The sequence below is a fragment of the Streptomyces sp. NPDC093097 genome, assembly GCF_044754325.1.
Lineage (GTDB): Bacteria > Actinomycetota > Actinomycetes > Streptomycetales > Streptomycetaceae > Streptomyces.
This window is the reverse complement of the sequence record NZ_JBIVOW010000027.1, coordinates 60,801-82,852: the sequence shown is the minus strand read 5'-3', so window position 1 is coordinate 82,852 and position 22,052 is coordinate 60,801. Positions and strand designations below refer to the sequence as shown.

14 protein-coding genes are annotated in these 22,052 nt (G+C 72.2%); 6 read left to right on the top strand and 8 right to left on the bottom strand.

The genetic code is table 11. From position 1 onward, the window contains the following. Window positions 1-45 precede the first annotated feature (45 nt). Window positions 46-1,041 (bottom strand): ScbA/BarX family gamma-butyrolactone biosynthesis protein, encoded by a 996-nt coding sequence (locus ACIQE0_RS33740; RefSeq protein ID WP_366337331.1) that lies wholly within the window; start codon window positions 1,039-1,041, stop codon window positions 46-48. Between the two features lie 134 nt (window positions 1,042-1,175). Then, window positions 1,176-1,793 (bottom strand): ScbR family autoregulator-binding transcription factor, encoded by a 618-nt coding sequence (locus ACIQE0_RS33735; RefSeq protein WP_366337330.1) that lies wholly within the window; start codon window positions 1,791-1,793, stop codon window positions 1,176-1,178. Window positions 1,794-1,984: 191 nt separating this feature from the next. Here ACIQE0_RS33735 and ACIQE0_RS33730 point away from each other — a divergent pair, with 191 nt between their 5' ends. Then, complete coding sequence (locus ACIQE0_RS33730; RefSeq protein ID WP_366337328.1) at window positions 1,985-3,013, top strand: NADP-dependent oxidoreductase; 1,029 nt, start codon at window positions 1,985-1,987, stop codon at window positions 3,011-3,013. Window positions 3,014-3,045: 32 nt separating this feature from the next. On the opposite strand, the gene ACIQE0_RS33725 is transcribed toward ACIQE0_RS33730, so the two are convergent. Beyond that, complete coding sequence (locus ACIQE0_RS33725) at window positions 3,046-3,699, bottom strand: TetR family transcriptional regulator (RefSeq protein WP_402339081.1); 654 nt, start codon at window positions 3,697-3,699, stop codon at window positions 3,046-3,048. 453 nt (window positions 3,700-4,152) lie between these two features. Here ACIQE0_RS33725 and ACIQE0_RS33720 point away from each other — a divergent pair, with 453 nt between their 5' ends. Next, complete coding sequence (locus ACIQE0_RS33720; RefSeq protein ID WP_366337324.1) at window positions 4,153-4,959, top strand: HAD family hydrolase; 807 nt, start codon at window positions 4,153-4,155, stop codon at window positions 4,957-4,959. Between the two features lie 91 nt (window positions 4,960-5,050). Here the strand turns inward: ACIQE0_RS33720 and ACIQE0_RS33715 are convergent, their stop codons facing one another. Together ACIQE0_RS33715 and ACIQE0_RS33710 are read right to left on the bottom strand one after the other, a co-directional pair. Further along, entirely contained in the window at window positions 5,051-5,923 is an 873-nt protein-coding gene (locus ACIQE0_RS33715; RefSeq protein WP_402339079.1) for a PaaX family transcriptional regulator C-terminal domain-containing protein, read from the bottom strand. 4 nt (window positions 5,924-5,927) lie between these two features. Then, on the bottom strand, window positions 5,928-7,535 hold the full coding sequence (locus ACIQE0_RS33710; RefSeq protein ID WP_402339077.1) for an AMP-binding protein: 1,608 nt from the start codon (window positions 7,533-7,535) through the stop codon (window positions 5,928-5,930). Window positions 7,536-7,706: 171 nt separating this feature from the next. Between ACIQE0_RS33710 and ACIQE0_RS33705 the strand changes: the two genes are divergently transcribed. Continuing rightward, the gene (locus ACIQE0_RS33705; RefSeq protein ID WP_402339075.1) at window positions 7,707-8,870 is read left to right on the top strand and encodes an acyl-CoA dehydrogenase family protein; all 1,164 of its coding nucleotides are present in this window, start codon (window positions 7,707-7,709) and stop codon (window positions 8,868-8,870) included. A 142-nt stretch (window positions 8,871-9,012) separates the two neighbouring features. Here ACIQE0_RS33705 and ACIQE0_RS33700 read toward each other — a convergent pair whose 3' ends face one another. Then, complete coding sequence (locus tag ACIQE0_RS33700) at window positions 9,013-10,737, bottom strand: SulP family inorganic anion transporter (RefSeq protein ID WP_402339073.1); 1,725 nt, start codon at window positions 10,735-10,737, stop codon at window positions 9,013-9,015. Window positions 10,738-11,383: 646 nt separating this feature from the next. Continuing rightward, window positions 11,384-12,913 (bottom strand): UDP-N-acetylglucosamine 1-carboxyvinyltransferase, encoded by a 1,530-nt coding sequence (locus ACIQE0_RS33695; RefSeq protein WP_366337314.1) that lies wholly within the window; start codon window positions 12,911-12,913, stop codon window positions 11,384-11,386. Between the two features lie 79 nt (window positions 12,914-12,992). On the opposite strand from ACIQE0_RS33695, the gene ACIQE0_RS33690 reads away from it, so the two are divergent. The 3 genes from ACIQE0_RS33690 to acnA all read left to right on the top strand — a co-directional run bounded on the left by ACIQE0_RS33690 (window position 12,993) and on the right by acnA (window position 17,967). Further along, a complete protein-coding gene (locus tag ACIQE0_RS33690; RefSeq protein WP_402339071.1) occupies window positions 12,993-13,973 on the top strand; it encodes a DUF1648 domain-containing protein in 981 nt (326 codons plus the stop codon). Window position 13,974: 1 nt separating this feature from the next. Then, window positions 13,975-14,334: a GntR family transcriptional regulator gene (locus ACIQE0_RS33685; RefSeq protein ID WP_366337310.1), complete on the top strand. Its 360-nt coding sequence runs from the start codon at window positions 13,975-13,977 to the stop codon at window positions 14,332-14,334. Window positions 14,335-15,252: 918 nt separating this feature from the next. Beyond that, window positions 15,253-17,967 carry an aconitate hydratase AcnA gene (gene acnA / locus ACIQE0_RS33680; protein WP_402339069.1) on the top strand — a complete coding sequence of 905 codons (2,715 nt, stop codon included), beginning with the start codon at window positions 15,253-15,255 and terminating at the stop codon, window positions 17,965-17,967. A 97-nt stretch (window positions 17,968-18,064) separates the two neighbouring features. On the opposite strand, the gene ACIQE0_RS33675 is transcribed toward acnA, so the two are convergent. Then, on the bottom strand, window positions 18,065-21,484 hold the full coding sequence (locus ACIQE0_RS33675) for a GH92 family glycosyl hydrolase (protein ID WP_402339067.1): 3,420 nt from the start codon (window positions 21,482-21,484) through the stop codon (window positions 18,065-18,067). Window positions 21,485-22,052: the final 568 nt, after the last annotated feature.

Sequence of the window (22,052 nt, the reverse complement as noted above, 5' to 3'; positions counted from 1 at the left end):
AGCGGGACGGGGCCGTTGTGGGGGGTGTGGGCTACGGGTGGTGCGTCAGCACGGTTCGGGCACGGCCTCCGGGAGGGGCAGGGCGGTGACCGTCGCCGCCATCACCGGCTTGCCGTTCTGCTCGATGCTCACCGTCACGTCCCGGCGGCCGTCGTCCGTCGCCTCGGCGGTCCGTGCCTGGATCCAGCACGGTGCGTCCATCTCGGCGTACCGCTCGAAGGCGCAGGACAGCGAGACCGGCAGGGTGCAGCCGGGGGCGGCCGCCCGCGCGGCCTGCCGCACCGCCTCGATCATCAGCATGCCGGGGGCGTGGTCCACGGGGTGGTCGAAGAGCACCGGATGGGAGGTGTCCACCCGCAGCTGCCAGCGGTCGTCCCGGTCGGCGGGGGAGAGCACCACGTCGGCGATCCGGTCCCGGCCCACCAGATGCGGCGTGACCGGCTCCGGGATCGCCAGCCGTCGGGCGTTGGCCTGTGCCAGGTCGCCGTACTCGCCGCGCAGCCGGCGGTAGACGGCCGGGCTGTGGCAGGAGTACTCCAGCGTGGCGTGGGCCAACTCGGTGCCGTTGCACACGATGCGGAACTCCTGGCGGAGGCTGATCAGCCGCTTCCGGCGCCGGACCACGTCGTGGTCGGTGACGTGCAGTTCCACGTCGGCCGGCGACTCCGTGGCCCGCAGGGCCGACGGTACGAGGTCGTAGCGGACCTTCTGCCAGATGATCGGGTGGTCCAGCGGTACACCGTGGGCGACATGGCTGAGTAATATCCCCGCCTGACGGACCGTCTCGATCAGCAGCAGCGGATCGTGCATCCCGTGGGCCGGCACGTAGAAGCTGTGCGCGCGCGGCCATTGGGCGGTCACCAGCCAGCCGTCCGTACCGCTCCGCCGCCAGTTGGTCAGGAACACCTCGGAGACCGCGGCCCGGTGGACGTACTCGCGGGGCACCGTCGTGGTCAGCGTGACGGGCTGGTCCCCGTCCGCCAACTGCCCGTCGGCGCCGGATCGTTCGCGGGCGGACGGGGAGAGGGTGGCGCTGGCCATGGGGGTCCTTTCTGAGGTGCGGCGCTCGACGCCCTGGCGGTCGGGCGAAGTTCCTGCGTAACAATACGAACCAGACGGTTTTCTTTCTAGTGTCGAGTAGGGGGGTTCCCTCCTCGGAGCGACCGCCGCGGGCGTCAGACCGCGACCTGCACCGAGCGGCCGTGCGGATCGAGGTGGCTCAGCGCACCGGGCGACGCCAGGCCCGGCAGGGTGTGCTTCCACAGGGCCGTGACCCGCTCGGGAAGATCGGCGCGGTTGGTCGCGGCGCGCGAGAACAACTGCACGCCCATGTAGGAGGCGACGAAGAACTCGGCGGCCCGGTCCGGTGCGATGGCGGGCAGTAACTCGCCGTTCTCCCGGGCCTCGGTGAACATCGTGGTGATGATGTCGGTCCACGCCTGGTACGGGACCAGCGGCTCCTCGCTGAAGGTCGTCTCGACCGCGATCCGGGTGCCTGCCTGGAGCAGCGGATCGCTGCGCAGGGCCAGCGCCACCTGGTGCGTGAAGTCGATGGCGTCCTGGAGGCGGGAGTCGCTGACCGGCGGGATGAAGGGGTCGGTCTGCTCCAGGATGACCGCACGGGCCAACGCGTCCTTGGAGTGGAAATGGAAGTAGACGGCGCCCTTCGTGACCCCGGCGCGCTGGATGATCTCCGCCATCGTTGCGGCCTGGTATCCGCGGGTGCCGATGACATGGGCCGCGGCTTCGAGGACGGCGCGCCTGGTGCGCAGTGCGCGTTCCTGCTTGACCACCGATCATCCTCCGTATGCTCTCTTGGAGTTGTTGCCTGGGTGCGACCCGCTGCCGTGGCCGCGCAGTCTATTTCCGCATCATAAAGAAGCCAACCATGCGGTATTCAGCGATCGCACGGCAGGTTGCGGCCGGAATTCGTGCTTCGATCGCGCGGTGCCTGTGGTAGCGCCAACGTGCAAGGAGTAGACCGATGACCATGCCCGCCGTGCCTGGACTCCCTTCCGTCCACCGCGAGATACGACTGACCCGCCGTATCGACGGCGAAACACTGACGGAACGTCATTTCACAATGGCCGAAGTCCCGCTGCCCGAACCGGCTCCCGGCCAGGTGCTGGTGCGTACCCGCTTCATGGCGGTCACCGCCGCGATGCGGTCGCAGATGACCGCGGAGCGCCTGCCGATGCCGTCCTTCGAGCCGGGGAAGCCGTTGTGGGGCTCCGCCGTCGGCGAGGTCGTGGCCGACCCCGGCGGCGTCCTCGCGCCCGGCGAGCTGGTGCACCACCCCTGCGGCTGGCGGGAGTTCGCGGCCGTCGACCAGGGGCGGGTGCGCCGGCTGGACCTGGCCGCGCTGCCCTCGCCGGCGGCGCATCTCTCCCAGGGGGCCACCGCCTGGGGCGCGCTGCGCCGGGCCGCCGAGGTCCGCCCGGGCGACACCGTGTTCGTCAGCGGGGCGGCCGGCGGTGTGGGCAGCCTGGCCGGCCAGTTGGCCCGCCGGCTGGGTGCCGGCCGGGTGATCGGCAGCACCGGCTCGGAGGCGAAGGCCGCCCGGCTGCGGGAGGAGTTGGGGTACGACGCGACGGTCGTGCGCGGTGCCGGGCCGATCGAGGAGCAGCTGCGCCGGGCCGCGCCCGACGGCATCGACGTCCTGCTGGACACCGTGGGCGGCGAGCAGCTGCGGGCGGCGCTCGCGGTGGCGCGCCCGGAGGCCCGGTTCGCCCTCGTCGGCGCGCTGTCCAGTCAGTTGGGCGGCGGCGGGCTGGCCTGCCCGGTCGAGGTGGACGCTGCTGTGATCATCGCGCGCCGGGTGGCGCTGCGCGGCTTCGGAGTGTACGCACATCCCGACCTGCCGGAGGAGTGGACCGAGGAGTTCGGCCGGGGGCTGCGGGACGGTTCGCTGGTCTTCCCGCACACCCTGCTGAAGGGGATCGCGCAGGCGCCGCGGGCGCTGTGCGAACTCACCCAGGGACGCCATGTCGGGGCGGTGCTCGTCGAGTTGTAGGCGCGGCACGGGGCGGGGCGGGTCTCGCGCGGTCAGCCGGCCGGGACCTGCGCCGGTGCCGGGATGCCGGCGGTCGCGACCCGCCCCGACGCGGCCGGCAGCAGCCCCCACAGTCCGGTGACCGCCTCGGTGTCCCACCACGTCCGGTCGCCGCCGCCCAGGTGCAGCAGCCCCACCACGACCGACGTCAGCAGCTGGGCGGTGCGCCGCGGTTCGGCGTCCGAGGGGTGCGGGCCGGTGAGGCCGCCCCCGGTGCCGACCGGTTCGCCGGTACCGCAGGTCACCGCCTTGTCGAGGAAGAGCGCGTACCAGCGCTGCTCCAGGGCGTGGATGTCCAGGCCGGGCGCGGTCTCCGGGCGCAGTCGCAGCCCCGCGCGCAGCACCGGGTCCGACTGCACCCGGCTGAACAGCGTGACGGCGAACTCCCGGACGGCGGTGGTCAGCGGCTCGGGGGAGCGCAGGAAGCCCTCCTCGATCTCGTTGAGGGTGGCCAGCGCGGTGTCCCGTACCGCGAGGGTCAGATCGTCCTTGGACGTGAAGTGGAAGTAGAGGGCTCCCTTGCTGAGGCGGGCCCGCCGGCTGATCTCGACCATGCCCGCTGCGGGCACTCCCTTTTCCAGGAACGTCTCTGCTGCCGAGCGGATGAGCGCCTGTCGGCTCTGGATGGCGCGGTGCTGCGTGGGCACGGTGTCCGTCCCGTCTCTCGTACGACTGCAACGTGGAGGCAGTCTACAGAGAAAACCAACCATGCGGTTCGCTATGCTGGAGGCGATTGGCCGGAAACGCCCTGGTCTGTCGGAAACCTAACGCCCTGTCCCCAGGCCCGAATCCGGGTCATACGGGGCTTCCGAAGGCCTCTTCAGTGTGTCGTGCAGGGGAACACTTGTCGACCCGTCAGGGAGGGGCTAAGGCACATTGACAAACAGCGCAGGCGGTTTTTAAATCTCCGAAGGCGGTAAGCGGGACGATCCCTTCCGATGCCGCCGCTTCGACGGTCGCGTGCCGCCCTTGGACAGCGGTGCGCCACGGCGAGACCGCCTCTGCCGCCACAGTCGTCGGTCGTGGGCCCGGCCCGACCAGCCGGACCCGCACAGTCACCCGAGCCCCCGCACCCATCGGAACCGGAAAGGTCCCCATCCATGCGCGTATCAATGGAAGTCGGCGAACGTCCTGTGAGAGGCGCGCGGAGCGCCGGCGGCGGTGAGACGCTCAGGGCCGCCGTCTTCGACTTGGACGGCACCCTCGCCAACACCCTGCCCGCGATCAGCAAGCTGCTGGTCAAGGTGGCCGCGGAACAGGGCTGTTCGGTGACCGCGCGGCAGGCGGCCGCGGCCATCGGCAAGCCCCCGGCCGCCGCGTTCGGGCGGCTGCTGGGCCGCCCCGAGGACGACGGCCGGGTGCAGGCCGCCATCTCCCGCTACCGGGAACTCTTCTCCTACGAGGTCCTGTGCCAGGGGCCGCAGCTGCTCTACCCCGGAGTGACGGCCGGGCTGTCCGCACTGCGCGCCCACGGCGTCGAACTGGCCGTCGCCACCTCCAAGACCACCCGCAGCGCGGAGGCGCTGCTCGATGTGATGGGCATCCGCGACCTGGTCGGCCCGGTCGTCGGGCAGGACATGGTCCGGCGCGGCAAACCGCACCCGGAGATGGTGCTGCGCGCCGTCGGCCGGCTGGGGGTCCCGGCCTGGCAGAGCGCGTATGTGGGCGACACCGTGGGGGACATGAGGATGGCGGTGACCGCGCGCATGGAGCCGGTCGCGGTCACCTACGGCAGCGGCACGTTCGGTGAGCTCGCCGCGGTCGCCGGGACGCGGATGTGCAGCTCGTTCAAGGACGTGGTCTCGGTGATCGCGGCCGCCCGGCCGCGCCCGGCGGCCGCGGGCCCGGTCCGGCCGTCGCGTCCGGCCGCCGCCGTCCCGCTGGTGGGACACCAACGGCGGCGCTGACACCAGGGGGTGCGCGAAACGCCCGCGGTCCTGGGGGAACACCGGGCCGTGGGCGGCAGGCGACGGAGTGGGACGTACTGGGGCAGCCGGTTCAGCCGGCGTCCTGGGTGCGGTGCGTCCCCGCCGTCGCCTCTCGCACATAGGCGGCGCCCGCGGTGCGCAGGGTGCCGTGCAGCCGGCGGAACACCTCCGCCGCGCGGCCGCCGGGCCAGTCGTCCGGCAGCAGGGCGGCGGGCAGGCCGGGGTCCGCGTAGGGCAGGTGGCGCCAGGCGTCCAGGGCGAGCAGATGGTCGCGGTAGGCCGCCTCGGGGGAGCCGGCGCGGCTGCGGCTCCAACGGGCCAGCACCGGTTCCTGCTCGGCGAGGAAGGCGCGGTGCCGCGCGGCCAGGGCGTCCAGGTCCCACCAGCGCGCCACGGCCTGCGCGGTGGGGGTGAATCCGGCGTGGGTGCCGGTGAACAGGTCGACATAGTCGGCCAGTTGCAGTCGTTCCAGGGTGTGCCGGGTCTCCTCGTAGAGGTGCGCGGGGGCGATCCACACCCCGGGCGCCGCGGTGCCGAAGCCCAGCCGGGCCAGCCGGGAGCGCAGCAGATGGCGCTTGCGCCGCTCCTCCTCGGGGACGGAGAAGACGGCCAGCACCCAGCCCTCGGGCGGCGGTCCGGCCGGCCGGCCGAAAATCCGGCGGTCGCCGTCGGCCAGCAGTTGGCGGCCCGCGTCGGAGAGTCCGTAGGCGGCCGCGCCCGCGGCCGTGCGCTCGGGGACCAGCAGCCCGCGGCGCTTGAGTCGGGAGACCGCCGAGCGCACCGACGGCGCGTCCACGCCGAGCACTCCGAGCAGCCGGATCAGCACGGCCACCGGCACCGGTCCGGGTATGCCGCCGGCGTCCTGGGGGCCGCCGCGGCCGTAGGCGCCGTAGAACGTGACGATCAGGGACCGCGGGGTGTGCTGGGTGGTGTCGTCGTTCACCGGGTCACTCTAGAGTGCGGTCGCGCAGCCGGAAGCGCTGGAGCTTGCCGGTCGGGGTGCGGGGCAGCGCGGTGCGGAAGACCACCTCGCGCGGGCACTTGTAGGGCGCGATCCGGGACTTGACGAACGTGCGCAGCGCGGCGACGGTCTCCTCCCCGGGCGGTACGCCGTCCCGCAGCACCACATGCGCGACGACCACCTCCCCGCGGTCCTCGTCGGGCCGGCCGACCACCGCCGCCTCGACCACGTCCGGATGCCGCAGCAGGGCGTCCTCCACCTCGGGCCCGGCGATGTTGTACCCGGCCGAGATGATCATGTCGTCCGCGCGGGCCACATAGCGGAAGTAGCCCTCCTCGTCCCGCACATAGGTGTCGCCGGTGAGGTTCCAGCCGTCGCGCACATAGGAGGTCTGGCGCGGGTCGGCCAGATAGCGGCAGCCGGTCGGCCCGCGGACCGCGAGCAGGCCCGGTTCGCCGTCCGGCACCGGCTCGCCGTCCGGGCCCACCACCCGCGCCTCGAAACCGGGCACCGGCAGCCCCGTCGTCCCCGGCCGGATCGCGTCGTCGGCGGCGGAGAGGAAGATGTGCAACAGCTCCGTGGCGCCGATCCCGTTGATGATCCGCAGCCCGGTCGCCTGGTGCCAGGACCGCCAGGTCGCGGCAGGCAGGTTCTCGCCGGCCGACACGCAGCGGCGCAGCGAGGCCAGATCGTGCCCGGCCAGCTGGGGCAGCATCGCCCGGTAGGCGGTCGGCGCGGTGAACAGCACCGAGATCCGGTGCGCCGCGATATCGCCGAGCAGCTGCTGTGGACCGCGCCAGTCGGCCAGGTACGCCGAGGCCCCGGCCCGCAGCGGGAAGACCACCAACCCGCCCAGCCCGAAGGTGAAGCCGAGCGGTGGACTGCCGGCGAACACGTCGTCCGGACGCGGCCGCAGCACCTGCGCGGAGAAGGTGTCGGCGATGGCGAGCACATCGCGGTGGAAGTGCAGACAGCCCTTGGGGCGGCCGGTGGTGCCCGAGGTGAAGGCGATCAGCGCGACGTCGTCGGAGGCGGTCGGCACCGCCTCGTACGGAGCGCCGCCGGGCCGTGCGCACCGCACCAGATCGTCCGGCCCCTCCCCGCCGAACGTGGCGATCCGCAGGCCCGGCACCCCGGCCCGGACCAGATCGTCGGCCACCCGGGCGTCGCACAGCGCGTGCCCGACCCGGGCGATCTTGCAGATCGTGGCGAGTTCGTCCGGCCGGTGCGCCGCCAGCACCGTCACCGCCACCGCGCCGGCCTTCATCGCCGCGAGCCAACAGGCCGCCAGCCAGGGCGTGGTGGGGCCGCGCAGCAGCACGCGGTTGCCCGGCACCACGCCCAGGGAACCGGTGAGCAGATGCGCGAGAGCGTCGACCCGCGCCCGCAACTCCCCGTAGGACCACACCTGTCCGTCGGCGCCGCGGAGGGCGGGCCGGTCCGTGCCCAGCCGGGCGATGGTGCCGTCGAGGAGCTCCGCACCGCAGTTCAGCCGGTCGGGATAGCCCAGGTCGGTCAGGTGCGGCCACTGCTCGGGCGGCGGCAGCCCGTCGCGCGCGAAGGTGTCGGTGTGGGCCGAGGTCCGTAGCTCCATGCGGGGTGCGCCCCCTTGGGCCGGGTGGCCGCCGCGCGGCCGGGGAGTCAGGAAGAGGACTGCCGTACCGATCCTCGTCAGCGTAACGTCTTCGTGACGGCAGTCAACAGACCGCGATAACCGGCCGCCGGGCCGTCGCCGCGACCGGTACCGCTACCAGGGAGCCGCCTTGTGACCGCATTCGCGCTGGGACCGGAGCAAGAGGAATGGTGCGCCCGACTGCGCGCCCGGGCGGCCGAACGGCTGCGCCCCCTGGCGGAGAAGGGGGAACCGGGCCGCGTCAACCGGCCGCTGGTCGCCGCCCTCGGTGAACTCGGCCTGCTGGACCGCCTCTTCCCCGACGGCGGCAGCCCGCGGGCGCTGGACCTCTGCCTGCTGCGGGAGTCCCTGGCCCAGGAGTGCACGGAGGCGGAGACCGCCCTCGCGCTCCAGGGGCTGGGGACCTGCCCGGTCGTCCAGTCCGGGACGGAGGCCCAACGGGCCCGCTGGCTCCCGGAGGTGACGGCCGGCCGGGCGGTCGCGGCCTTCGCGCTGAGCGAGCCCGGTGCGGGCTCCGACGCCGCGGCCCTGGCCCTGGCCGCCGAGCCCGACGGCCCCGGCCGCTGGCGGCTGACCGGGGAGAAGTGCTGGATCTCCAACGCCCCGGAGGCCGATGTCGCCACCGTCTTCGCCCGCACCGGCGGCGCCGACGGGGCCCGCGGCATCACCGCCTTCCTCGTCCCCGCCGACCGGCCGGGCCTGGGCGGTCAGCGGCTGGACATGCTCAGCCCGCACCCCATCGGCACCCTGGTCTTCGACGGCACACCGGTGACCGCCGCCGACGTGCTCGGCGAGGTGGGCGGCGGCTTCGGGGTGGCGATGCGCACCCTGAACCTCTTCCGGCCGAGCGTGGGCGCGTTCGCGGTCGGGATGGCGCAGGCCGCACTGGACGCCGCGCTGGCGCACGCCGGTACCCGCACCGCGTTCGGCGGACCGCTCAAGGACCTCCAGTCCGTCGGCCATCAACTCGCCGAGATGGCCACCCGGGTGGAGGCCGCCCGGCTGCTGGTCTACGCGGCCGCGGCCGCCTACGACCGCGGCGCCCCGGACATCGCGCGCCGCTCGGCGATGGCCAAACTGCTCGCCACCGAGACCGCCCAGCACGTCGTCGACGCGGCCGTCCAGATCCACGGCGCCCGCGCCCTGCGCCGCGGCCACCTCCTGGAACACCTCTACCGCGAGGTCCGCGCCCCCCGTATCTACGAGGGCGCCACGGAGGTCCAACGCTCGATCATCGCCAAGGAGCTCTACCGCGGCGCCGCCCGCCCACCGGCCGGAGCCGGCGCCGAAAGCTGAACTCCGGCCCTACGGACGCCTGTTGGCCTCCCACGTCCGGCCCGGCGCCGATCGCTGCGACGGTTCCGGACCCGAATCGGCCCGGAACCGTCGCGCGCCGCGCCCGCCGACCGCCCCTTCCCCCTCGCCCCGCCGGTCGGCTTCAGTGGCGGTACAGCGGCCCGTCCGGAGGGGCGGACGCGAGCGGGTGGAGCCGTTGCCGTGCCTGGGCGACGGCCTCGGCGGCGGTCGCGAAGAGGCCGCCGGGGGCGGGGAGTCTGGCCAGCACACCGAGGGCGTCGAGGTGGACGCGGTGGGCGTCGCACACCCCGGACAGATGGACCAGCGCGCCGCGCCGGACGTGGTGGTCGATGACGTCCGCCAGGGTCAGCATCGCCGTGGTGTCCAGGCCGGTGATCCGCCCGAGGTCGAGGACCACCGCCCGGGCCTGCGAGAGGATCACCGGCCGCAGGACCCGGTCGGCGGTGGTGAACAGCAGCGGGCCGGCGAAGCGATGGACCGAGATCTGCGCAGCGGGCGGGCCGGCCCCCTCCGCGGCGTCCGGCGCCTCCGGCGACGGCGGTCGGGCGCCGGCGTCCAACGCCCCCTGGGCGGGGACCCACTGGTGCTCGACCCGCGCCGCCGCGGCCAGCGTGCGCAGCGCCAGCACCATGGCCAGAACGACCCCGGTGACCACCGCGGTGACCAGGTTGACGGCCAGGGTGAGCGTCCCGGTGACGGCGGCGATCACGGCCTGGCCCCGCCCGACCCGTCCCAGGGCGCGCAGTGCGGCGAGGTCGATCATGCGTACCGCGGTGGCGATCAGGACCCCCGCCAACGCCGCCAGGGGCACCGCGGACACCAGGGGCGCCGCGATCCAGACGACCAGCGCGATCGCCGCGGCGTTGGTCAGCGCGGCCAGTTGGGACACCGCGCCGGACCGCACGTTGATGGCGGTGCGGCACATGGTGCCGGTGGCCGCCACCCCGCCGAAGAACGGCAGCGCCAGGTTGGCGACGGCCTGCCCGAACAACACCCGTTGGCCGTCGTGGTGTTCGGTGCCGCTGAGCGTGTCCGCCGCGGCGGCCGTCATCAGCGACTCCAGGGCGATCAGCGCCGCGAGCGTCGTCGCCGCGGGCACCAGCGCGAGCACCTCGGCCGGCTCCAGGAAGCCGGAGGACACAGTGGGCAGCCCGGTCGGGAAGTGCCCGATCCGGGCGAGTGGAAGGGGTGCGACCTCGGCGACGACGGTGGCCGCGGCGACGGCCAGCAGCGGGAAGGGCACGGCCGGGCGCAGCCGGGCCCCGACCAGGCTCACGACCGCGGTCGCCACGGCCGTCAGGAGGGCCGGCCAGTGCGGTTCGGTGACGAAGCCGGCCACCGCCCGCGCCGCGGCGGCCGCGACGGGCTCCCCGTGCGGCACCGTCCTGCCCAGCGCCGACGGCACCTGCTGCGCGACGATCACCACGGCGGCGCCGAGGACGAAGCCCTTCACGACCGGGGCGGGGACCCAGCGCGCGTAGCGGCTGGCACGGGCCAACGCCAGTGCCAGCAGCGCGAGTCCGGCCAGCAGTCCGGTCGTGAGCACCCCCGTCGTCCCGTGTTCCTCCGCGATCGGCGCGAGCACCACGGCGACCACGCCGCTCGGCCCGGTGATCTGCAACCGGGCGCCGCCCAGCACGGCCGCCAGCGCGCCGGCCAGTACGGCGGTGACCAGCCCCGCGCGGGCCCCCAGCCCGGTCGCCACGCCGAACCCGATGGACAGCGGCAGGGCGGCCACCGCCACCGTCAGCCCGGCGAACACGTCCTTGCGCGGCGCCCGGCCCAGCGCCGCGAGATCCGCCCGCCCCGGCAGGAACCGGGTGAGCCGGCCGGACCCCACCCGCACCGCATGGACCGGCTCCCCGCTTCCCAGGCTCTCCCACCTATCGCCACACCCTCCGCCCCCGTTCCCCCCGTTTCCTCTGCTTCCTCTAATTCCTCTGTTTCCACTTCCCTTACGCTGCACGGCATTTCCGCCCTTCCCTCGAAGGCCTTTGGGTGTCGCCCGCACAGGGCTGCCCGCCGACATTCCTCTCCCGTCGCTTTCCGTCGCTACAGGAGCCTGTCGACGACGGAATGCAGAGGTGTGGCGCGCCCGAAGAAAAGCGCTGCGGAGGAGTCCGTCCGGTACGGTGAACCATTCCGTCCGCGGCTACGCGATGGCCCGCATCCCCTTGCGTGCGGGCGCTATACAAGCTCGCAGACGCGTTACGGCGGAGCAATACAGAATTGGGGTTCGGGGTTTCATCAACTGGAGCGAACCGCCGTCCGCTCGAATGCCTTTCGGAAAATACCGCTTCGGGTTTGTCTGAACTGCCGTGGTGATGCGCGGTCTTCTTTCGGCCATCACCGCGATCGCGCGACAGCGCGCAGCAGTCGTTATCGATGGGACGTCATGCGAAAGGCCCCGGAAGAGCGGAACCACCGCATCTCCCAGGGCCGTTTCTGTCGACCGCCAGCCCGTCTCAGCCGTCTCAGTCGCCTCGACCGTCTCAGATATCCCGGAACGTCTCGATCTGTGCCCCGATCGAGTTGAGGCGTTCGGCGAGGTCCTCGTAACCGCGGTTGATGACATAGACGTTGCGCAGGACCGAGGTGCCCTCGGCGGCCATCATGGCGAGCAGCACGACCACGGCGGGGCGCAGTGCCGGGGGGCACATCATTTCCGCGGAGCGCCAGCGGGTGGGGCCGTCGACCAGGACGCGGTGCGGGTCGAGGAGTTTGACCTGGGCGCCCAGCCGGTTGAGGTCGGTGAGGTAGATGGCGCGGTTGTCGTAGACCCAGTCGTGGATCAGGGTCTGGCCCTGGGCGCTGGCAGCGATGGCGGCGAAGAAGGGCGCGTTGTCGATGTTCAGGCCCGGGAAGGGCATCGGGTGGATCTTGTCGAGCGGGGCCTGGAGCTTGGAGGGGCGCACCGTCAGGTCGATGAGCCGGGTGCGGCCGTTGTCGGCGGGGTACTCCGCGCTGCGCTCGTGGTCCAGGCCCATCTCCTCCAGGACCGCCAGCTCGATCTCCAGGAACTCCACCGGGACCCGGCGGATCGTCAGTTCCGACTCGGTGACCACCGCGGCCGCGAGCAGGCTCATCGCCTCCACCGGGTCCTCGGACGGCGAGAAGTCCACATCGCGGTCGATCCGGGCCGTGCCGTGGACGGTGAGCGTGGTGGTGCCGATCCCGTCGACCCGGACGCCCAACTCCTCCAGGAAGAAGCAGAGGTCCTGGACCATGTAGTTGGACGAGGCGTTCCGGATGACCGTGACGCCGTCGTGCCGGGCGGCGGCCAGCAGCGCGTTCTCGGTGACGGTGTCGCCGCGTTCGGTCAGCACGATGGCGCGCTTGGGGACGACACTGCGGTCGACCTCGGCGAGGTAGGTGCCGTCGGTCGCGGTGATCTCCAGGCCGAAGTGGCGCAGCGCGGCCATGTGCGGGGTGACGGTCCGGGTGCCGAGGTCGCAGCCGCCGGCGTAGGGCAGCTTGAAGTGGTCCATGCGGTGCAGCAGCGGACCGAGGAACATGATGACGCTGCGGGTGCGGCGGGCCGCCTCCAGGTCCATGGCGTCCAGGTCCAGTTGGGCCGGCGGCACGATCTCCAGGTCGTTGCCGTCGTTGATCCAGCGGGTGCGGACGCCGATGCTGCTCAGCACCTCCAGGATGCGGTAGACCTCCTCAATGCGAGCCACCCGGCGCAGAGTTGTGCGCCCGGAGTTGAGGAGCGTCGCGCACAGCAGCGCGACACAGGCGTTCTTGCTCGTCTTGACGTCGATGCTGCCGGACAGCCGGCGTCCGCCGACCACCCGCAGATGCATCGGGCCGGCGTACCCGAGCGAGACGATTTCGCTGTCGAGGGCCTCGCCGATGCGGGCGATCATCTCAAGGCTGATGTTCTGGTTCCCGCGCTCGATGCGGTTGACCGCACTCTGACTGGTTCCCAGAGCCTCGGCGAGCTGCGTCTGTGTCCAGCCACGGTGCTGCCGCGCGTCACGGATGAGCCTGCCGATGCGTACGAGGTAGTCGTCTGCCATGAGGTGACCGTATCTCAGATATGAGATGGATGCGTTATCGCCGATTGTTCTACTACTATGCGAACAACTGGAGGTTGCCATGATGCGATCCGCCCCGTCCGCCCCGCCCGTGCACTCCCGCCGGCAGGGCTGGACAGCCGCCTTACCGTTCATCCTCGTCACCGTGGTCGTGGGCGGCTGTTACGCGCTGCTCGCCGGCCGACTGCCCGAGCGGCTGGCCACCCACTTCACCGTCGGCGGCCAACCCGACGGCTACTCCTCGCCCCAAAGCCTCCTGCTGGCCTTCCTGGTGCCCATGCTCGCCTTCGGCGCCGGCGCCGCCGCGCTCGTCCAGCGAGGGCTGCCCGCGCGCGGGGTGCGCTGGACGATCACGTCGGGCTACTTCTTCGCCGCCTGCCTCGGCTACCTGGCCGTCCTGACCCTGCTGGAGAACGCCGGCGGCGGCGCCGCGGTCCGGATGCCCACCTGGCAGGTCGCCGTGGGCATGGGGGCGGGCGCCGTCGCCGGCGGGTTGGGCTGGCTGCTCGCCGGGCCCGACCCGGAGCCGTCCCGGCCGGAGCCCGGCACCGCGCACCGCCTGGACCTGCCCGCCGGGACCCGGGCCGGCTGGTCACGCACCATCAGCTCACCGCTGATGGTCGCGATGGCGGGCCTGATGGCGTGCGCCGGGATCGCCCTGGGCGTGTGCGTCGGCTGGTTCGGCGGCGCGGCGATGCTCCTTGGCGGTCTGGCGGTCGCGGCCCACTGTTCCATGCGGGTGACCGTCGACCGGCGCGGACTGACGCTCACCCCGACGCTGCTGCCGGTGCCGCTGCACCGCATACCGCTCGGCAAGGTGACGGAGGCGACCAGCCGCCAGATCTCCACGCTCGCCGAGTACGGTGGCTGGGGATACCGCATCCTGCCCGGCGGCAGAGGTCTGCTGCTCCGTTCGGGGGAGGGTGTGGTGCTGCGGCTCACCAGCGGCCGGGAGTTCGTGGTGACGGTCGACGACTCCGCCACCGCCGCCGCGCTGCTCAACACCTACCTCGACCGCAGCCGATCCGGAGAAGGAGGCTGACGTGCTCTTCCGCGTCGACCCGGCCTCGTCCGTGCCGCTCGGTGACCAGATCGCCGCCTCGGTCCGCGGCGCCATCGCCGACGGTTCGGTGCACGCCGGGGAACGGCTGCCCGCCGCCCGCGCGCTCGCCGCCTCCCTCGGCGTCAACGTCCACACCGTGCTCCGCGGCTACCAGCGCCTGAAGGAGGAGGGCCTGATCGAACTCCGGCGCGGCCGGGGCGCGGTGGTCACCGGCGCGGCCTCCCCGGCCCGGGCCCGCCTCGGCGAGACCGCCGAGCGCCTCGTCGCCGAGGCCCGCGACCTGGGCCTGACCGACGAGGAGATCGTGCGGGTGGTACGGCTGGGGCTGGATGCCGGGTGAGTGCGGGCGCCCTGGTGCCGTAGGCCCGCCGGCCGTGCGGCGGGCCCGCATCGGGCCGGTCCGCCGGACGTCGCGACCGCATCCAACCATCGTGACGCGCCGGGGAGTTGAGGTGCATGACGCGCCGCGTATGGCCGTGCCCACCCTGGCCGTCGGCCCGGTCCCGGCGCTGGTACGGCCGGCACCGGGTTGTCTGGGACGGTCAATCCCCATGGCGGAGGCGGCCCGTGAGTGCGCCGCCCACCGCGAGCCACCCGCAGACGGAACGTCATGCGACGAACCGGGCGCCGTCCGGGCCCTGCCCCAGGCGGCGTCGGCCCGCGGGTGGCGCTCAGGGGAGCGGCGGGCGGTGGAGGCCGACGGCCGGCCCCTGCTGGAGGCGTCGGCCGCCGCGCGAGCCGGGGTGCCGGTCCCGCGGGCCCGTGGTGGGCGACCGCGGCCTCCACTCGGAGCTGGGCCGTGATCACGTTTCGGTGAGAGACGGCATGACGGTGCGACGCGCGCCGTGGGCGGGTCGGGGAGCCGGCGGCGGTGCCCTCGACCCGTCTCGCATGATCGCGACGTGCGTCGGGTCCCCGCCGGGAGGAGCATGGAGCGAGCAGCGCGCTCCGGGCATGAGGAGATCCGTGGCGGCGACAGGCGCCGGGGCCGCGGGCCGAGATACGTCGTCGTCCTGGAGGGGTGGGCCCCGCCGCCCGCATGGACCGGTCTCCGGCGCGGTGGCGCATCACGACCGCCAGGGCATGACCAGTCAGCAGCGATGTACTAGAGTTATCTCGACATCGAGATATCTGCCGAGAGGCGTACCGCTGCCGTACGAGTAAGGCATGCCTAACTAAGGCTCACCTTAGCGGATCGGTGATGAACCCGTGACGGCAGGATGCGGTGGTACGCGCGAATTCATTGAAGGAGACTGTCGTGTCGGCGAACAGCTTCGACGCCCGCAGCACGCTGAAGGTGGGCGACGAGTCGTACGAGATCTTCCGGCTGGACAAGGTGGAGGGCTCTGCCCGGCTGCCCTACAGCCTCAAGGTGCTGCTGGAGAACCTGCTCCGCACCGAGGACGGCGCCAACATCACCGCCGACCACATCCGTGCGCTCGGCAACTGGGACTCCCAGGCCCAGCCCAGCCAGGAGATCCAGTTCACGCCGGCCCGCGTGATCATGCAGGACTTCACCGGTGTGCCGTGCGTCGTGGACCTGGCGACCATGCGTGAGGCCGTGAAGGAGCTGGGCGGCGACCCGGCGAAGATCAACCCGCTGGCCCCGGCCGAGCTGGTCATCGACCACTCCGTCATCGCCGACAAGTTCGGCACCAAGGACGCCTTCGGCCAGAACGTGGAGCTGGAGTACGGCCGCAACAAGGAGCGCTACCAGTTCCTGCGCTGGGGCCAGACCGCGTTCGACGAGTTCAAGGTCGTCCCCCCGGGCACCGGCATCGTCCACCAGGTCAACATCGAGCACCTGGCGCGCACGGTCATGGTCCGGGGCGGCCAGGCCTACCCCGACACCCTCGTCGGCACCGACTCGCACACCACCATGGTCAACGGCCTGGGCGTGCTGGGCTGGGGCGTCGGCGGCATCGAGGCCGAGGCCGCGATGCTCGGCCAGCCGGTCTCCATGCTCATCCCGCGCGTCGTCGGCTTCAAGCTGACCGGTGAGCTCAAGCCGGGCACCACCGCCACCGACCTGGTGCTCACGATCACCGAGATGCTGCGCAAGCACGGCGTCGTCGGCAAGTTCGTGGAGTTCTATGGCGAGGGCGTCGCCGCCACCTCGCTGGCCAACCGCGCCACCATCGGCAACATGTCGCCGGAGTTCGGCTCCACCGCCGCGATCTTCCCGATCGACGGCGAGACGCTGAACTACCTGAAGCTGACCGGCCGCTCCGAGCAGCAGGTCGCGCTCGTCGAGGCGTACGCCAAGGAGCAGGGCCTCTGGCTCGACCCGGCCGCCGAGCCCGACTTCTCCGAGAAGCTGGAGCTGGACCTCTCCACGGTCGTCCCCTCCATCGCCGGCCCGAAGCGCCCGCAGGACCGCATCGTCCTCGCGAACGCCGCCCAGCAGTTCTCCCAGGACGTGCGCAACTACGTCTCGGACGACTCCGAGGCGGGCAAGGAGTCCTTCCCGGCCTCCGACGCCCCGGCCGTCTCCAACGGCGTCCCGTCGAACCCGGTCACCGTGACCGCCCCCGACGGCACGACCTACCAGATCGACCACGGCGCCGTCACCGTCGCCGCGATCACCTCCTGCACCAACACCTCGAACCCGTACGTGATGGTCGCCGCCGCGCTCGTCGCGAAGAAGGCCGTCGAGAAGGGCCTGACCCGCAAGCCGTGGGTCAAGACCACCCTCGCCCCGGGCTCGAAGGTCGTCACCGACTACTTCGACAAGGCGGGCCTGACCCCCTACCTCGACAAGGTCGGCTTCAACCTCGTCGGCTACGGCTGCACCACCTGCATCGGCAACTCCGGCCCGCTGCCGGAGGAGGTCTCCAAGGCCGTCAACGACCACGACCTGGCCGTGACGTCCGTGCTCTCCGGCAACCGGAACTTCGAGGGCCGGATCAACCCGGACGTCAAGATGAACTACCTGGCGTCCCCGCCGCTGGTGGTCGCCTACGCGCTGGCCGGCTCCATGAAGGTGGACATCACCACCGAGGCGCTGGGCGCCGACCAGGACGGCAACCCGGTCTACCTCAAGGACATCTGGCCGACCGAGGCCGAGGTCAACGACGTCGTCGCCAACGCCATCGGCGAGGACATGTTCAACAAGTCCTACAGCGACGTCTTCGCCGGCGACGCCCAGTGGCAGGCGCTGCCGATCCCGACCGGCAACACCTTCGAGTGGGACAGCGAGTCCACCTACGTCCGCAAGCCCCCGTACTTCGAGGGCATGGAGATGGAGCCGGCCCCGGTCGCCGACATCACCGGCGCCCGCGTCCTGGCCAAGCTCGGCGACTCGGTGACGACGGACCACATCTCGCCCGCCGGCGCCATCAAGGCCGACACCCCGGCCGGCCAGTACCTCACGGAGCACGGCGTCGCGCGCCGTGACTTCAACTCCTACGGCTCGCGCCGTGGCAACCACGAGGTCATGATCCGCGGCACGTTCGCCAACATCCGCCTGCGCAACCAGATCGCGCCGGGCACCGAGGGCGGCTACACCCGCGACTTCACGCAGGCCGACGGTCCCGTCTCCTTCATCTACGACGCCTCGCGCAACTACATTGCGCAGGGCACCCCGCTCGCGATCCTCGCGGGCAAGGAGTACGGCTCCGGCTCGTCCCGCGACTGGGCCGCCAAGGGCACCGCGCTGCTCGGCGTCAAGGCCGTCATCGCCGAGTCCTACGAGCGCATCCACCGCTCGAACCTCATCGGCATGGGCGTCCTGCCGCTCCAGTTCCCGGAGGGCCAGTCCGCCGAGTCCCTCGGTCTGACCGGCGAGGAGGCCTTCTCCTTCACCGGCGTCGAGGAGCTCAACAACGGCACCACCCCGCGCACGGTCAAGGTCACCACCGACACCGGTGTGGAGTTCGACGCGGTGGTCCGCATCGACACCCCCGGTGAGGCGGACTACTACCGCAACGGCGGCATCATGCAGTACGTGCTGCGGAACCTCATCCGCAAGTAAGCGGTACGGCACGGCAGCACGAACGAGGGCCGCACTCCCCGGAGCTGGGGGGTGCGGCCCTCGCGTTGCCCGCCGTCGACGGCGGCGGGACGGCCGACTACGGGTGCGGCGGCGCGAGAAGCTCCAGTTCGGCCAGCTCGGCCCGGTTCCCGCAGACGATCCGGTAGTGCCGGTACGTCCCGGGCGAACGGAGCGAGAAGGCGCGGGTCTGGCGGTCCCATGCGAAGGTCTCGCCGGACCTTTGGTCCAGTTCCGTCCAGTTCTTCCCGTCCTGCGAGCCCTCCACCACCCAGGCGTCCGGCGCCCGCGCGCGGTCCGCCGAGGTGAGCGTGTACTGGAGGGCCCGGACCGGTCCCGCCACCGGCAGCTCCGCGGAGGTGAACTCGGCGGACGTGGCGGAGGAGTTGTCGAAGAGCGGGCCCGCGGGCGTCGTCACGTCCCGGGGCGGTGCCGGGACCTTGTCGTCCCGGGTGATCGAGGTGGGCGCGGCGTCCGGGCCGGTGGCCCAGGCGGAGGGGTGCGGGCCCATCGCGAAGTCCAGGGTGCCGCCGCGGGCGAGCAGCGCGTGCGGCAGGGCGGTGGAGTTCCACGGCTTGCCGTCGACCCGCAGGCCCTGCACATAGACGTTCCGGGCGCTGTTGCGGGGCGCGTTGATCACCAGGTCGCGGCCGTTCTCCAGGTGGACCGTGGCCTTGGTGAACAGCGGCGAGCCCACCGCGTACTCGCCCTGGCCCATCACCAGCGGATAGAACCCCAGGGCGCTGAAGACGTACCAGGCGGACATCTCGCCGTTGTCCTCGTCTCCCGGATACCCCTGGCCGATCTCGCTGCCGAGGTAGAGCCGGGAGAGCACCTCGCGGACCTTCGCCTGGGTCTTGTACGGCTGCCCGGCCGCGTCGTAGAGGTAGGCGATGTGGTGGGAGGGCTGGTTGCTGTGCCCGTACATCCCCATCCGGACGTCGCGGGCCTCGGTCATCTCGTGGATGACGTCGCCGTAGGAGCCGGCGAACTGCTTGGCGGCGGTCTCCGGGGTGCTGAAGTAGGCGTCCAGTTTCTTCGCCAGGCCGGCCCGGCCGCCGTAGAGGTCGGCCAGTCCGCGGGTGTCCTGCGGGGCGGCGAAGGCGAAGGTCCAGGCATTGGTCTCGGTGTAGTCGTAGCCCCAGACCCGCGGGTCGAAGCGGTCCGGCGACAGCCGCCAGGCGCCCTGGGCGTTCTTGCCCTGGAAGAAGCCGACACGGTCGTCGAAGAGCCGTACGTAGTTCTGCGCCCGGCCCAGGAAGTACGCCGACTCCTCCTTGTAGCGGGGGTTGTGGGTCCTGGCGTAGAGGGCCTCTCCCATCCGGGCGATGCCGAAGTCGTTGAGGTAGCCCTCCAGCGCCCAGGACGCGCCCTCGCGGGTGTCGGTGCTGGTGTAGCCGAGGAACGGTGCGGTGTCCATGCCCTTGCGGCCGACGCCGGGGGACGGCGGGGCGACGGTGGCGTTCTTCACCGCCGCGTCGTAGGCGGCCGCCGCGTCGAAGGGCACGCCCTTGACGTAGGCGTCGGCGAACGCGACGTCGGAGCTGGTGCCGGTCATCAGGTCCGCGTAGCCGGGTGAGGACCAGCGGGAGATCCAGCCGCCGTCCTTGTACTGCTGGACGAAGCCGTCGACCATCTTCCCGGCGCGCCCGGGGGTGAGCAGGGAGTAGGCGGGCCAGGTGGTGCGGTAGGTGTCCCAGAAGCCGTTGTTGACGTACACCGTGCCGTCGACGATCTTCGCGCCGGTGTGCGTGGGGGTGTCCTGGCCGGCCGGCGGGGAGAACGGGCTGGCGTAGCGGGTGCGCGAACCGACCTGCTCCGAACCGGAGTTGGGGTAGAGGTAGAGCCGGTACAGGCTGGAGTAGAGCGTGGTCAGCTGGTCGCGACTGGCGCCCTGGACCTCGATCCGGCCCAGCAGCGCGTCCCACTGGGCGCGGGCGCGGTCCCGGACGCCTGCGAAGGAGGTGCCGTCCGGGATCTCCCGGTCGAGGTTGGCCTTCGCCTGGTCGACGCCGATCAGCGAGGTGGCCAGGCGCAGCGTCACGGTGCGGTCGGCGCCCGGCCGCAGCTTCAGATAGCCGGTGACGTCCTTGCCGCCGCCGCCCTCCAGCGATCCGCCCGCGGTGACCGGCGTGTCCACCACGCCGTAGACGAACAGCCGGCCGGCGCCGACCGAGAGCCCGCTGCGGACGTCGGAGTAGCCGCTGATCACGCCGTGCGCGGCGTCCAGGGTGAGGCCGCCCTTGTTGCTCACGTTGTCGAAGAGCAGGTTGGCGTCGGCGCCGGGGAAGGTGAAGCGCATCAGCGCGGCGTGGTCGCTCGGCGCGATCTCGGCCCGCAGCCCGTTGTCGAAGGTCACCGCGTACTGGTACGGCCGCGCGGTCTCGTGCTCGTGGTGGAAGGGCAGCGCGCGTCCGGTGCGCGAGGCGCCCGGGGTGCCGGCCGCGGTGGACGGCATCACCTGGAAGGTCTGCCGGTCGCCCATCCAGGGGCTCGGCTCGTGACTGGCGCCGAACGCCTGGAGGGTGGGGAGGTTGTCGGCGTTGTTCTTCCGCGCGTACTCGTAGAGCCAGTCGGTGGAGCCGGCGTTGGTCACCGGGGTCCAGAACGTGAAGCCGTTCGGCACCGCGGTGGCGGGGAAGGTGTTGCCGCGCGAGAAGCCGCCGCTGGAGAGGGTGCCGCGGGTGGTGACGGCGTAGTCGGAGAGGTGGGCGAGCGGCTTCTCCGGCGCCTTGGGGCCGATGGCGAGGTCGTCGAGCCAGCCGCGGAAGGCGGGTGCGGTGCGCGGCGCCCGGGGCGCGTCGTAGGCGAGCAGGACCCGGGCGATGGTCTTGCCGGCGGCGACCGCGCCGATCCGGGACTCGCGGTTGTTCCACTGGTTGACGTAGAGCGTCTTGGCGGCGGCCTGGCCCTGCGGGGTCAGCGGCGCCCCGTACTGGTCGGTCGCGGCCAGCTGGCTCAGGTACGTCCCGTCGGTGAAGGCCAGGTCGACCGCGACATGGGTGGCCGGATAGTCCAGGTCGGTCGCGGCCAGCTCCGGGAAGAGCTTGTACGACAGCGTCGTCGCGGGGGTGACGGGGAGGTGGACGGCGAAGAGCTTGTTGTACGAGTAGGCCCGGCCGGCGGCGGTGTGGGTGCCGGCGTAGCGCAGCGCATGGCCGCCGGTGAAGCCCGCGTGGGCCTTGGCGGTGGGGGAGTCGGCGGGGCCGGTGCCGGGTGCGGTGCTCATCCCGGGGGCGCCAGGGGTGATGCCGGGGGTGACGCCGGAGGTCTTCGGCCGGCCGTCCGGGCCGGTCTCGACGGTGTCGGTCCAGTCGGGTGCCGGCTGGCCGGGTTCGAAGGAGGAGTGGAACTCCGTTGCGCTGTGCGGTGGTCGGGGCGGCGCGGCCTGGGCCGCGCCGGTGGCGCCCGGCGCGGTCAGGACGAGCAGGGTGGCCGCCGCGAGGGCGGCGGGGCGGGCGATCCTCCGCAGTGGACTGTGCCGGTGTCTGTGCCGCACGCGAGCCCTCTCAACGGGATTGACATCGTTGTCAGTTGTGTAGTGCAGAGATAAGTAAGGTGCGCGTGGGGGTGGGTGTCAAGGGTGCGACGGGAGCGGGAGCGGTCGGGCCGCCACGGGGTCCGGGATGCGGGCGAAGGCGCATGCCGGAGAGGTCTCAACTAGGGAAAGACTCCCGGCCAACTCGGTATCCGATCTTGCCCGTTCGGCCGGAAGTGGACTATACCTGTCGGCGTCCGAAACCGGTCGTACGTCTGCCGGGTCGGATTCCGGGGGGAAGGCGGGGAGGGACGCGATTTCCCCGCATTTCCCTTGGGCGTGTCGTCGAACCGATGACGTTCGGCCGGAGGCCGGGCCGTGCGGCGTCTGGTGCGTGCGATCGCAAGGCGGAGGGCTGTCTCGATACCGGGGTATCGGGGTAGTCCGACAACGCGGCGAGCGTGCGTGCCAGGCGTCGCACGGCAGGCGCCCGTTTGACGACACGCCTGGCGCGCCCGGTTGCACATCCCGTACCACTCAGCTTCATCTGACCCGCGGTGCCGGGGTGGCTCCGGTACACCGCCTGAGT